13 protein-coding genes are annotated in these 13,684 nt (G+C 41.3%); 8 read left to right on the top strand and 5 right to left on the bottom strand.

The annotated features are described in order from the left end of the window. Positions 1-4 precede the first annotated feature (4 nt). Positions 5-229, bottom strand: coding sequence for a Sec-independent protein translocase subunit TatA/TatB (locus tag G3569_RS06185; protein ID WP_165267160.1), 225 nt, complete (start codon positions 227-229; stop codon positions 5-7). Between the two features lie 197 nt (positions 230-426). Here G3569_RS06185 and G3569_RS06190 point away from each other — a divergent pair, with 197 nt between their 5' ends. The 4 genes from G3569_RS06190 to rlmD all read left to right on the top strand — a co-directional run bounded on the left by G3569_RS06190 (position 427) and on the right by rlmD (position 5,225). Then, positions 427-681, top strand: coding sequence for a DUF2795 domain-containing protein (locus G3569_RS06190; RefSeq protein WP_138429737.1), 255 nt, complete (start codon positions 427-429; stop codon positions 679-681). Between the two features lie 93 nt (positions 682-774). Further along, entirely contained in the window at positions 775-3,183 is a 2,409-nt protein-coding gene (locus G3569_RS06195) for a BamA/TamA family outer membrane protein (RefSeq protein ID WP_205720053.1), read from the top strand. A 70-nt stretch (positions 3,184-3,253) separates the two neighbouring features. After that, positions 3,254-3,805 (top strand): cyclic nucleotide-binding domain-containing protein, encoded by a 552-nt coding sequence (locus G3569_RS06200; RefSeq protein ID WP_240894621.1) that lies wholly within the window; start codon positions 3,254-3,256, stop codon positions 3,803-3,805. A gap of 10 nt (positions 3,806-3,815) precedes the next feature. Further along, on the top strand, positions 3,816-5,225 hold the full coding sequence (gene rlmD / locus G3569_RS06205) for a 23S rRNA (uracil(1939)-C(5))-methyltransferase RlmD (RefSeq protein ID WP_165267162.1): 1,410 nt from the start codon (positions 3,816-3,818) through the stop codon (positions 5,223-5,225). A 324-nt stretch (positions 5,226-5,549) separates the two neighbouring features. Here the strand turns inward: rlmD and G3569_RS06210 are convergent, their stop codons facing one another. Beyond that, complete coding sequence (locus G3569_RS06210) at positions 5,550-6,692, bottom strand: lactonase family protein (RefSeq protein ID WP_165267165.1); 1,143 nt, start codon at positions 6,690-6,692, stop codon at positions 5,550-5,552. A 19-nt stretch (positions 6,693-6,711) separates the two neighbouring features. Beyond that, positions 6,712-8,220 (bottom strand): S10 family peptidase, encoded by a 1,509-nt coding sequence (locus tag G3569_RS06215; protein ID WP_165267167.1) that lies wholly within the window; start codon positions 8,218-8,220, stop codon positions 6,712-6,714. 188 nt (positions 8,221-8,408) lie between these two features. Between G3569_RS06215 and G3569_RS06220 the strand changes: the two genes are divergently transcribed. Further along, positions 8,409-9,881 (top strand): phytoene desaturase family protein, encoded by a 1,473-nt coding sequence (locus G3569_RS06220; protein WP_165267169.1) that lies wholly within the window; start codon positions 8,409-8,411, stop codon positions 9,879-9,881. Positions 9,882-9,948: 67 nt separating this feature from the next. On the opposite strand, the gene G3569_RS06225 is transcribed toward G3569_RS06220, so the two are convergent. Together G3569_RS06225 and G3569_RS06230 are read right to left on the bottom strand one after the other, a co-directional pair. Continuing rightward, the gene (locus G3569_RS06225; protein ID WP_165267171.1) at positions 9,949-10,305 is read right to left on the bottom strand and encodes a four helix bundle protein; all 357 of its coding nucleotides are present in this window, start codon (positions 10,303-10,305) and stop codon (positions 9,949-9,951) included. A 178-nt stretch (positions 10,306-10,483) separates the two neighbouring features. Further along, entirely contained in the window at positions 10,484-10,981 is a 498-nt protein-coding gene (locus tag G3569_RS06230; protein WP_165267173.1) for a metallophosphoesterase family protein, read from the bottom strand. Between the two features lie 109 nt (positions 10,982-11,090). On the opposite strand from G3569_RS06230, the gene G3569_RS06235 reads away from it, so the two are divergent. Genes G3569_RS06235 through G3569_RS06245 form a run of 3 tightly spaced genes read left to right on the top strand, consistent with a single transcriptional unit; the run spans position 11,091 to position 13,680 of the window. Next, positions 11,091-12,110 carry a glycosyltransferase family 2 protein gene (locus tag G3569_RS06235; protein WP_165267175.1) on the top strand — a complete coding sequence of 340 codons (1,020 nt, stop codon included), beginning with the start codon at positions 11,091-11,093 and terminating at the stop codon, positions 12,108-12,110. A gap of 8 nt (positions 12,111-12,118) precedes the next feature. Then, on the top strand, positions 12,119-12,733 hold the full coding sequence (locus tag G3569_RS06240; RefSeq protein ID WP_165267177.1) for a hypothetical protein: 615 nt from the start codon (positions 12,119-12,121) through the stop codon (positions 12,731-12,733). 17 nt (positions 12,734-12,750) lie between these two features. Further along, positions 12,751-13,680 carry a DUF1684 domain-containing protein gene (locus G3569_RS06245; protein ID WP_165267179.1) on the top strand — a complete coding sequence of 310 codons (930 nt, stop codon included), beginning with the start codon at positions 12,751-12,753 and terminating at the stop codon, positions 13,678-13,680. Positions 13,681-13,684: the final 4 nt, after the last annotated feature.

Genomic DNA, 13,684 nt, shown 5'->3' on the forward strand with positions numbered 1-13,684 from the left:
TTAATTAATTTTCTTTGTTCTTAACTTCTTCTTTTTCCTTACTTTCTGAAGACAATCCTTCCTTTCCGCCCTGTTCGATCTCTTTTTTGATCTCATCTGAGGCTTTTTGGAATTCATTTATTCCTTGACCGATTCCACGGGCAAGTTCGGGGATCCGCTTTGCTCCAAAAAACAGCAGCACAACCAGCAGAATAATTAAAACTTCCATACCACCAAAACCACCAAGCATATAATATTCCTTCTTTTTTAGAGTTTGTATTTATTGATACCACAAGATATGAATAATTTTCTAAACCTTTGAGCCTTTGAAAGAAAAAAATAATTGCTTTTTCCTTAAAAAATGACTTGAATTTAATGTATGAAACCTTTTATTAAGGTGCTTAGTTATATAGTTGAACCCAAATAACAAAATAAGAAGTTTTATTTATGATCTGGACTGTTGAATTAGCAGCCGTATTAGATGACGCACCATTTCCTGCAACCCGTGATGAACTTATTGAGTGGGCCGAGCGGAATGGTAGTCCTCAACAGGTGCTCGACAATTTACATGAACTCGAAGAAATTGAACAAGGCGAAGATGTTGTATACGAGAGTATAGAAGATATCTGGCCCGATTATATTGGTAAGGAGGATTTTTTCCACAATGAAGATGATGAAGGATTTAATTACGATGATGTTTAATTCGTAATACAATAACGTTACCTTCAAGCGGTTGTACGGTTCGAGCCTGCAACCGCTTTTTTTTGGAATTTCTTAATCACCCTCTTTGCCCTTTTGAGTCGCGACATCACTTTTTTCGTTTTTTTATTATGCTTGCTCGGGATTATTTCTGCGAGCTCTCCTGCTATTGCTTTATCTCAAAATACCACCGTAAGCAGTGATACCACTGACAACGTCGTGCGTATTATACGTTTTGTAGGTAATGATAATGTAAAGGATAATACCCTTGAAACTCTTATCCGCACCCAAACCAATCGCGAGTTCCTGGGTATCCCCCGGTTTACCCCCTGGTATTTCATTTGGCAACTCACCAACAAGTTTGGCGAAGAACCCGCCTATTTAAATCGAGCAACCGTAACCAACGATATCGAACGGATAAAGCAGTATTACAAAACCATCGGTTACCTGGAAGCAGAGGTCGATACCAATATTGTCGAATTTAAAAAAAATCGTGTCGAAGTTTCCTTTCTGATTGACGAAAAGAAAGCTTTCAATATTCAAACGATAGCCTATTCTGGCATACCTCAATTTAAAGACTCTACCCTGGTACCCCAGTTTCTGGATGACAGCCCGCTCACAAAAAGTAGTATTAACGACTCTACCTTTACTGTATATAAACGTTATTCCGAAAATGATTTAACAACAGAGCGAAATAGATTAATCACCTTTTTAAAAAACAACGGGTATGCGGCTGTTCAAAAAGACTCGATCAATGTGTTGATGAGGCATGATTCAACCAATCGCCATCAGCTTGATGCACTGTTCAACATTAACTCGGGGAAAAAATATACTTTCGGCGACCTATACATATCCCTTGCCGGCCCTGATGACACCACTCATTACCAACAACGAGACACCCTGCAAAACTCTGAACGTACAAAAGGTGATGTTAAGATATTTCTTCAAAAAGAAAAGTCGGCTCAAACAAAGTTCAGCCTGTTAACAGGTCAGGTGCTTTTCAAGCCTGGCGATACTTTCAATAACGAACTATATATTCGTTCTGTAAATGAGTTTCAAAACCTGGGCATGCTTACTATCCGTCAATTTGGGCTTAGCGAAGATGGGGGCTTACCCAACTATTCCAACGACCGGATTCCCGTTATGTTTTCTCTCCAAACTATTCCCAAGCATTCTATTAATTTAAACCTGTTTGGGATGAAACGCTACGGTTTTGGTTCAGGTGCAGGAGTAACCTACACCAACAACAATCTGTTTGGAAAAGCAGAAAATCTTCAAATAAGTCTTAACGGTAGCTTTGAATACGTATCATCCGAAACGGTTCGCGATATTGCCTCAGGATCTGGTAACGGAACATATGATGGCCGATTCTTTCAGAGTTTTGAATCGCGTATAAACTATACACTTCCCCGGCTCACGTTCCCTTTTAGAGCATTTGATGAGAATATTTTCTTCTCAAACGGAAGAACCCGCTATGGTCTTTCTTTCAGCCGGTCTGATCAGCTACTGTTTGATATCAATTCAGATATTCGGTTTAACCTGCGATACGAAGTACAACATAATGATCGTTTTTCCAGCTTCCTTGACCTTATAGAACTAGACCTCCTGGACACCGACCCCTCGCCCCAATTCCGAGAAGCCTTGCGCAACGATTTTGGAGAAGATTCTTTCGAGTATAAAAGAATTCTTGAAGATTTTCGTCCGCAAGTCTCATCTATACTTCGCTACACCTTTCGGAGTAAACGAACTGACCTAATCAAACGAGATCACGGTTATTTTAGCGAGTACTCAATAGCCGTAGGCGGGAATATTCCCTTTTTAACGGATAAACTTATTGTCACCCCAAATACTCTTGAGGGACATCTGCCCCCTATAATACCGGGTAGTCAAAATAACCTTGCCTACAGCCGTTTTATTAAAGGAACAGCAGATTACCGGCGATATATACCCATTTCTAATAATGCTGTTTTTGGATATCGTGGATTTGTGGGAATTGCATTACCCTACGGCAAGAGCACTTCTATCCCCCTAAACCAACGGTTTTATGCCGGCGGTAATAACGACATCCGCGGGTGGGATATCTACAGTTTGGGACCGGGAGCAATTCCACTTGATGATGTAACAATCAATGGTGGAGAAATTAAGCTTTTGGCACAAACTGAGGTCAGACAACGTTTTATTCGCGACTTTTTCTCTGCTGATTGGATTGCGGGCTGGTTTACAGATGCCGGCAACATTTGGTATGGCCCGCGTACTGAATTTCCCTCAAACAGCGGAAATGGACAAACAACAGCCAGCCAGAGAGAACGATTACTTAAACTTGGGAAATTCAAATTCAATAATTTTCATAAACAAATTGCCGTTAGTTCCGGCTTAGGTCTTCGTTTGGACTGGGAATATGTTGTAGCCCGATTTGATTTCGCATTCCGCATTCACGATCTACAAAAAGGTTGGTTTAACGATAAAAAGCTATACTTTAGTTTTGGTATTGGCCATTCGTTCTAATTGTACTCTACAATTGATTTATTGGCATACAGCATAGAACTTGTCGGTATAATTTATCATAAAATCAGAGATGATGTTTGGATCTAAAAAGTTTGGCAAAGTTAAGAACAAAGGGGAAATTATTTTTAAATCCCGCTTTCTCAAAAATCTGACGACCCTGGAGCGTTCAGAGTTTTTACAGTATTGCCATCGACGAAAATACAAAGAAAATGAACATATCTATTACCAAGGCGATCCCGGTACCGGTATGTATTTTATTGAAGAAGGGAAAGTTGAGCTAATTGTAGAACCCGATCCCGGGTCGGAGGGCGAACCGCAAAGTTGTATTATTGAATCACCAGAAAGTTTTGGGGCCCTCTCTATTGGCTACGAACTGAGACGTATCAGTAGCGTAAAATGCCTCACTGATTGCGTCTTAATGGGGTTTTTCAAACCTGATTTTGAAACCCTAAAAAAACGACATCCCAGTATTGCAGTAAAATTCATGGAGACATTAGCCATGATCTCCATGAAACAGCTTGAAATTGTGACGAAAGAACTGAAAAAAGTTAGTACGGCCGAACACGCTTTTTCTCTGCAGTTTAAAACGTACTTCAACCAACAAAACGAAAACTCGCTCTAGCACCACCCTAATGGCATTAAAAAAAGGACAAGACATTGAACTTGATATTGATGATGCAGCATACAAAGGCAAAGGTATTGGTAAAATTGATGGACTAGCAGTTTTTGTACCCAATACTACACCCGGCGACCGTATCAAGGCACGTATCCTAAAAAAGAAAAAAAGCTACGCTGAAGCTAAACTCCTGGAGGTTTTGGAGAAAGGCCCCTACCGTATTGATCCTAAATGTCAACATGCTAAAAATTGTGGGGGTTGCAGTTGGCAGCACGTTTCCTACGAGCATCAAAAAGAGTTTAAACGAGATCAGGTCCGAGATCACATTCACCGCATCGGCGGACTTACAGATCTCGAAGTAAACCCCATCATTGGTTGTGATCTTCCCTTTTACTATCGCAATAAGATGGAGTACTCTATCGGGCATAAACGATGGCTAAGTCAAGAAGAAGTAAATCGTGATGAATATGTGGATGATCGCTGCTTTGCAGTAGGGTTGCATGCCCCCGGACGGTTCGATAAGATCCTGAACATCAACGAATGTCATCTGCAGGACCCTATTTCCTACAAAATAATGGATTTCTTTCGCCAGTGGTGTGTAGAGAATAATATTGCCCCCTTTAATCGAATTGATCACAAAGGGTTTATGCGTAATCTGATCATCAGAAAAGCGTACTATACAGATGATCTGATGGTTAATATCGTAACCTATCAAGATGACCAAGGTCTGATTGAGCCACTTGCTGAAGCTCTATTAAAAGAATTTCCTGAGATTACCACAATCATCAATAATGTGAACGACACAAAGTCTCCCACCTCTGAGGGGCGATATGAAAAGATCATTCACGGGCCGGGTTATATTACGGATAAGATCGGCGACTATCGTTTTAACATTGACGCCAACGCCTTTTTCCAAACCAATACGCCCCAGGCTGAACAGCTCTATAAAATTGTCAAAGATTTTGCCGGTATCCGTGACAATGATATTATCTATGACCTCTACTGCGGTGTTGGCACTTTAACCATCTACCTAAGTGACAAAGCAAAGAAAGTTGTAGGCATTGAACTCGAAGAAGTAGCAATCAGGAATGCACAAAAAAATGCCGAAAAAAATAATATTGACAACGTCTCTTTTGTAAAGGGCGACATGAAAGATGTATTTACAGAGGAGATTTCCGATCGGTACGGAGACCCGAACTGCTTAGTGACCGATCCGCCTCGCGCAGGTATGCACCCGGATGTTGTAGAACGACTCATAGAACTGAAAGTACCCAAAATCGTGTATGTAAGCTGTAACAGCTCTACTATGGCACGAGATCTCAAAAAGCTTAACGAAGTATATGAAATACAAGATATCCAACCGGTAGATATGTTTCCCCAGACCTATCATATTGAGACTGTGGCCAAGTTGCGACTTAGAACATAGCTGTCTCTCATCGATAGATTTTCCAAGTTTTAGAAACTTGGAAAATCTAAAAAATATTGGGTAGAGATGAAGGGTGATGTATAAAAGTGGACCCCGAAACAAGTATCCGTACAGAACAACGGTAGAACAACGATTTCTCACTACGTTCGAAATGACTCATTGTTTAAAAAAATAAGCATTTATTTCCTACAACTTCCTAATGTCATCTCAACCAACGGAAGTGATCTTTGCTTGCCTTCAGGAAACACTAACCTAAGAGAGGCTAATCTTATATATCAATTAATAGTGGCTGATTAAACATAAGACGACAGCTGGTTTTACAAGCTACCGTACTGGTATAAGCTTGAGGCATACGGGCTGAGATACCTTAATCTCCTGTCCTGTTGCAGTTAAAGAGCCGTCCTCTTTATTCCGTTTAAAGATTACGATATTGTCGGTCTTGCGATTAGCAACTAAAAGAAAGTTCCCCGTCGGATCGATCACAAAATTCCGGGGATGTACTCCCTTTGTCGATTGCCTTCCCACATGGGTCAGTGTCCCCTCTTGTTGGTCGATATTATAAATGACAATGTCATTAAGATCTTCACGATTCGAAGCATATAGGAACCGCCCATCTGGCGATATATGGATATCAGCGGCCGTGTTAGGTCCTTCGTACTCTTCTGCCAGGGTACTAACAGTCTGAATATGATTGAGCGAGTCTCCGCGGTATGCAAAGGCTGAAACTGTGGCCTTAAGTTCACTTACCAGGTATGCGAGCTTACCATTGGGATGATTGGTGATATGCCTGGGACCGCTGCCCGCTTTAGTGGTGTGCGAAAATGCCGGTGTCGATGCAAGGCTTACCGCCGTGCTGTCATACGGATACCCGTAGACCTTATCCGTACCCAAATCACTTACTAGCAGATGCTTCCCATCCGCAGATAGTACTGTGCAATGCACATGCGGGCTATTTTGACGGTTTTTATTGATGCTGCTTCCCTGGTGTTGAATTGTGGCCTTTGCTTTTGCCAAAGAACCGTCATCCCGAACCGGGAACATTGAGACCGACCCTCCAACATAATTACCTGCAAATACGGCTTTCCCATTTTCATCAATACTTATATAACACGGAGCCCCTCCCCTGCTGGATCGTTTATTCAAAAAGGTTAATTTTTGATTCTCTTTATCAAATGAAAAAGCACTTACCGCAGAGCTGGCCGAATCAGCTGTTTCGTTTACTGCATATAAGTTGGTATGGTCTTTTGATAACGTTAAATAAGAGGGATTATCAACTCCTTTGGTAACCCCAATTGAATCTACGCTACCACTGCTGGCATCAAACTTATAAAGATAGATACCTTCACTGCTTTCCCCGGTATAAGTGCCCACAAAGAGGAAATAGTCTGAAGGTTTCTCTACAGTATTACATCCCCAGCCACTGAAAGCGATAGCTACTACCAGTGCAAGTACTTTTAAATTATTCATGAATAATATTCTATAGTTATTAATATTTGGCAGGTACTCCATCTTTCGGAATTGACTGCTTGATAAATGTTCTAATGTCATTATTTGCTGCTTCAAGATCCTCTTTACGCAAGTACATCATATGCCCGCTTCTGTAGCCTTTAAACTGTATGCGATCTTGCAGCTTGCCACTACGATCCATATTCCATATCGTATATTTTGCATCAAAATAGGGTGTTCCTCCGTCGTAATACCCCGACTGCACCATCACATTCAAATAAGGATTTTCATTCATCGCCGACCGCAAGTTCTTTCCGGTTCTGTTATTATCACGATCCCAGGGGTGTACCGGTCCAAACATCCAGTATTGTAAATCTGTATTATAGCCAAGGTCACTACGTAAATAATGATTGATAGCTGGGGTAAATGCGTGATTCCAGGAACTCAAGGCCGGATCGTAAGTGTAGCGATTCCCTGCATTTTCGGGATCTTGCCCCCTATACCTTGAATCTAAACGACCAATTGTCAGTTCTTTTTCATCGCGAAGCAGCTCTTTCCAAAAGAATGAAGTAGAGATGCTCAAATTCCGATTGAGTATTTCTTTTTTAGAAATGCCGGAGAAATAAGAAACTTTTTTTGCTACTTCTTCTTTTTTAGACTCATCCAGGGCGCCCCCTTTTGCCAAGGCCGGAATATAAGTGTCAATGGTGTAGGCTTCTACTTCGGGCAGTATTTTCGAAAGATCCCGCTCTTGCAGCTCTTTGGGCAAGGCATTATGATACCAGGCCGCTGCGGTAAAATAGGGCAGCGTTAACGCATCTCCTACCGGGCCGTCACGATCGATACCAAGTCCTGTTGGTGATACCAGGATAACACCGTTTAGAAACATCCACTGGGAATCCTGCAGTTCATCAGCCAGTCCGGAGACCCGCGTAGTTCCATAACTCTCTCCTATTAAAAATTTTGGGGATTTCCACCGATCGTGCCGCGAAACAAACGTATCGATCCAGTCCGCCAGGTATTCAATATCGGCATTCACGCCAAAAAACTTTTTCTTTTTAACCTCTTTATCAACAATTCTCGAAAACCCGGTATTTACGGGATTCACATATATAATATCGGCAACATCGAGTATTGAATGGGGATTATTTTCTACCCCGTAAGGCTGCACAGGAAATCCTTCATCGCTAATTTTTACCTTTTTAGGGCCTGTATAGCCAATATGCATCCAAACAGAAGCTGAACCGGGCCCGCCGTTAAAGGAAATAACCAGGGGACGTCGTTCCGAATTATCGACATCCGTACGCTTATAGTAGGTATAAAAAAGTGAGGCTATGGGTTTTCCCTCTTCATCCCACACGGGCTGGTTCCCGGTAGTAGCCGTATAAGCTACCTCTTGCCCATTGATCCTTTGTTCATGATGAGTGGTGACAGCAGTATCAACCTTTACCTCCACACTTTGAGCCACTACTATCGAAGAAGTCAATAATAAAAAAACTCCCAGTATTGTCCCTGATAATGATCGCTTACATCTAATATTGATATCCATAATCCGACTTTTTTATTGAATAAATGTAATACCCGAGCAAAAATGGGCAAACCTTAAAATAATTGGCAAATATACAGTTGCAAACTAATGAGCTTCATTAACTGTCAAATCTTGTTAAAATTTGGGAACCCAAAATGTAACTTAATTGGTTTACGATTACATCTTAAATATTTCTTATAATACTTTTTATGGATATTAAAATTATTGGTGCCGGTCTTGGTGGCTTGACAGCTGCCTGTCTGTTAGCAAAAGAAGGACACCAGGTTACTATACTTGAAAAAAATGAACAAGCTGGTGGAAAAATAAATGAAGTTCGGGCTGATGGATTTCGTTTTGATACCGGACCTTCCTTGCTCACTATGCCCTTCATTCTTGAAAAATTATTTGAACGGTGCGACGTAGAGATCAATGATTTTCTTGATATTGAACCTATAGATCCCATTTGCCGATACTTCTATCCTGATGGATCCCAGTTTGACTGCTACCAGGAGAAAGAGGTGAATATTGCCCAACTCCAGGAATATGCACCCGAAGATGTTGAAGCTTTTATAGAATTTAATGAATATGCTGCTAAGCTGTATGAACATACTAAGGATGCATTTCTCTTTAATCCCCTGTATGGCCTTTCGGACTTAAGCTCACTAAACCTCACCGACTTTTTCAAGATTGACGCTTTTCAAACAGTATCTGAGCGTATCGATCAGATGTTTGAAACAGAGCTGTTGCGAAAGTTTTTTAAAAGATTCACTACCTATAATGGTTCTTCGCCCTACCAGGCCCCGGCCACCCTAAATGTTATTCCGCATGTTGAGCTGGCAATGGGCGGCTTTTATATTGACGGGGGCATCTACGCTCTTGTAGAAGCCCTGACCGAGCTTGCTGAAAAGCTAGGTGTTCATATTCAATACAAAACAGAAATATCAGCAATAGAAACTACCAATGGGGCCATATCGGGGATCAGGGATAGCTCCGGCACACACCATTCAGCAGAGGTTGTCGTTTCTAATGCCGATGCTGCCGAAACATATTTGAATTTTCTTGATGAAAAAGACCTATCGCTCCTGAAACAGAAAAAAATGGATCGTCTTGAGCCGTCGTGCTCAGGTTTTGTGCTTTTATTGGGTATTGACAAAACCTATAATGCCCTTGAGCATCATAACATCTTTTTCTCTGAGAATTATAGACATGAGTTTCAACAGATTTTCGAGGAAAAGGTAATGCCCGATGATCCCACTATTTACATAGCCAACACTTCCCATTCAAACCCGGGCGATGCCCCCGAGGGAGGTTCAAACCTTTTTGTACTGGTTAATGCTCCATATCTAAGTGATGAATTGGACTGGGAGACCGAAACAGAATCCTACAAAAGAAAGATTATACGAACACTTCAAGAGCGGGGGCTTACGTATTTGGAAGATCATATTGTGTATAGTCAAACAATTACCCCTAAAGACTTTTACCAGCGCTATCGAAGTAACAAAGGCAGCATCTACGGCACTTCATCCAACAGTAAATTTGCAGCCTTTATGCGCCCTCGTAATAAGTCACGATCAGTAAAAGGGTTGTACCTGGTAGGTGGCAGCACGCATCCGGGCGGCGGCATTCCACTTGTCACGCTCTCAGCCTTCCATGCCGTAGAATTAATCCAACGCTTCGAATAACGAACCCCTGTGAGATATGAGACTGTGAGATGTGAGCTTGTGGGGTACATTAGGCTTGGAAATACCGTTATTTTTGATCTAATCTTTTTGAGTAGGTGTAGATCATTTTTTGAAGTTCAATAACTTCATTACAGAGCCGGTTGCTCTTAGAGTCAGTTAAATGTCCCAGGTTGGTTGGTATAATCAATTGGGATTCCAGCTCGCAGGATGAGCTATAAGCAATACTCAAAAATCGATTAAAATCTTTGTCTGTATTCCGACCGGAACCTTCTGCTATATTTGAACCGATGGATACAACACAACGACGAAGCTGAGATACCAATCCATATTTTTCTTCAGCCGAAAAATCTGAAGTTGCCATATAAACATTTGTTACTAATGCAACAGCCGACTGCCAAATATCTAACTCTTTGTAGCTATGCATGGGTAAATAACAGTCTTAATTATTATCACTTAGTAGTAAGACTGTATAAACACACATTCCCTACAAATTATTTTGATTAATCTCTCTCTGATTATTCTCAAATCCCAGTACTCACATCTCACAGTCTCAAAATCTCACATCTCACTACTCATAATCTCAATACTCACGATCTTATATCTCACTTCTCCCCTAGGTTGATCACTTCAACATCCTGAATCTGTCCCTCATCAATAGTAAAACGCACGCACGTGCGGTATACCTGGAATCCATGCCGACCTGCTGCCCCGGGATTAATAAACAACATCTTATTCTTTTCCTGGTCACGCCCAATCTTTAAAATATGTGAGTGACCACAAATAAAAACATCCGGCGGATCATTTTCCATCTCCTCGCGAATAGGTAAACAATAGCGTCCCAGCGTACCGCCGATATGGGTCATCCAAAAATCGATTCCCTGGCGCTCAAAACGCTGATGTAGTGGGTACTCCTGTCGAATATCCTGCCCATCAATATTGCCATACACGCCAAGAACCGGAGCTATTGTTAACAGCTCATCGGCAATTTCAAGGGTTCCGAAATCACCCGCATGCCAGATTTCATCCCGATCTTCAAAAAAGTCAAAGATCTGGGGATCTAAATAAGAATGTGTATCTGATATTAATCCGACTTTGATCATAGATGATTCTTTATCATTTTCAGCTAAATGCCAGGGATATTTTTTAAAGTTATGTGAATGACACGATCCCTTGCAAGAAAAACAATTTATTTATTATTCAAAATCCGATATGCCCTTTTTTAGTATTATAATTGTCTCATGGAATGCCCTTGATCATCTCAAAAACTATTTCCCAAGTGTTGCCGAAACAGATTATCCAAACTTTGAAATAATATTGGCAGATAACGCTTCTGTGGATGGCTCCAAGGCATGGGTTCGGGAACACTACCCTGAGGTAAAGATCGCTGAATTTGATAAAAACTATGGCTATTGTGGTGGAAATAATCGCGCCGTGCCCCATGCCGACGGTGATATTCTCCTGTTTTTAAATAATGATGTGCGTGTAGAACCAGATTGGCTGAATGCTCTTGCAGAGTGCTTTGAACATAATCCCAAAGTAGCTGCGGCTCAACCCAAAATGCTCTCAGACCAGCAGCCCTCTCATTTTGAGTATGCTGGTGCAGCCGGCGGTTTTATTGATCAATTTGGCTATCCTTTTTGCCGTGGACGCGTCTTTGATACGGTAGAAAAAGATGAGGGACAGTATAATGATGATTCCAATATCTTTTGGGCCAGCGGAGCAGCCTTGGCTATTCGAAAAGATATTTTTAATGAGCTGGGAGGATTTGACGAGGATTTTGAATTTCACATGGAAGAGATCGATCTTTGCTGGCGTCTCTGGAATAACGGCTACAAAGTACGATACTGTGCCAATAGCACCGTTTATCACCTCGGCGGCGGGTCTTTGGCAATGGGATCTCCCCGCAAGGTGTATTACAATTACCGTAATAACCTGAGGATGCTCTGGAAAAATAGCAGCACTGATACACATATCTGGCGGTTTGTTGGACGTTACCTGCTCGATATTGTGGCCGCCCTCCGTTCTCTGCTTGGAACCAACTGGCCAGAGTTTAAAGCCATTGCACGTGCCCATCTACACTTTTGGCAATCATTTGATAAAACTCAACATAAACGAGCCCGCCTGCAGCAACAGCGAACCGTTGAAGATGATCCCAAAACCCTATTGCCCATCAGTATAATTCATAAATATTTTATAAAGGGTACGAAAACCTTTCGTAAATTTATTTAATTATACCAATGGATAAGCAAAACATAACACGAGCTGCAAAATCATTTTTAAAAAGGTGGTGGGCTTCCCTTCTTATTCTTCCTTTTATCATATATTCCTTACATCAAATCTATTGGGCTATACAGTACAATATTTTCTTTGCGGTCAATTATGACTACCCCTTTCCATTAAATATCGTCAATTTTTTTGTCGATAATTTTTTACTGATCACCCACGAAGCCGGACATACTTTCTTTCGTATTTTTGGCGTACGATTTATCACGATTTTAGGGGGCTCCTTATTTCAAATAATACTGCCGGTTGTAATATTTGCATACTTTTGGTTCAATAAAAAGCGGATTGGCATGCAGTTTTCATTAGTGCTTGTGGGCTTTAGCTGGCTCGATGTTGCAGGCTATGCTGCGGATGGCGGGGCCCGTCAATTGCCACTTATTGGTGGGCTGGGCAAAGAGGCTCATGACTGGTACAATCTGTTAGTAAAAATGAATGCGCTGGAACATGATATCACCTTTGCCCTCTGCTTCGTAGCTATGGGAATCATTTGTTACCTTTGGGCACTTCTGATTCCGCTACTACCTGAGCAACCAAAAGAAGTTTCAATAGACCTTGATTTAGACACTTAATGAAATCGTTAAATACAATGAGACTTTTATCATATCATACCTCGCTATTTGTTCTATTAAGCATATTTTTATTTACAGCATTAATATCTTGTAGTAACCAAGAGCCCCAAAAGCCCACAAAAGAATACACAAAAACCATCAACGACTGGCACCAGCAACGGATATCTTCCCTCAAAGAAAATGACAGCTGGTTAACGCTCTCAGGACTTTATCCGTTGGAAGAGGGTACATTTTCATTCGGCGCCGATTCGACTAATGATATTGTATTCCCGTCCAAAGCAGCAGGCAAGCTGGGTACCATCACCAAAAAAGGCAGCAGTTTTTACATGGATATCCATAAGGATATAACCGTCAAGCATGATGGTAAAGATATATCCTCGATAAAGCTCAGTCCCGATAAAAAAGATACCCCCACTATATTAGAACACGAATCGCTGCTTTGGTACATTATTGAGCGAAGAGGCAACTACTACATCCGCCTGAAAGATACTGAGCATTCTAACTTAACCAGCTTCGATGGAATTGATCGATTTCCCATCTCCCCGGACTGGAAAATTAAAGCAGTATTCCAACCATTTGATACCCCAAGATCAGTAAGTATTCCTGATATTTTGGGAGATACCTATGAGGAGATGATCTATGGAACTCTTGAGTTTTATGTAGATGGACAAGACTACAGTTTACTACCCATTGGGCATCCACAAAAAGATGAAGAGTTTTTCATTATTTTTGGTGATAAAACAAACGGAGAAAGTACATATAGCGGAGGACGATATATCTATATTCCTACCCCCGGTGAAAAGGACTATACGTATATTGATTTCAACAAAGCTTACAATCCGCCCTGTGTGTTTACCAGCTTTGCCACCTGTCCTATCCCCCCTCCCAGAAACCGATTAAATATTAAAGTTACTGCAGGCGAAAAAATCTACGAAGGTTCTAAATAAACTA

This window comes from Fodinibius halophilus (assembly GCF_011059105.1).
GTDB lineage: Bacteria > Bacteroidota > Rhodothermia > Balneolales > Balneolaceae > Fodinibius > Fodinibius halophilus.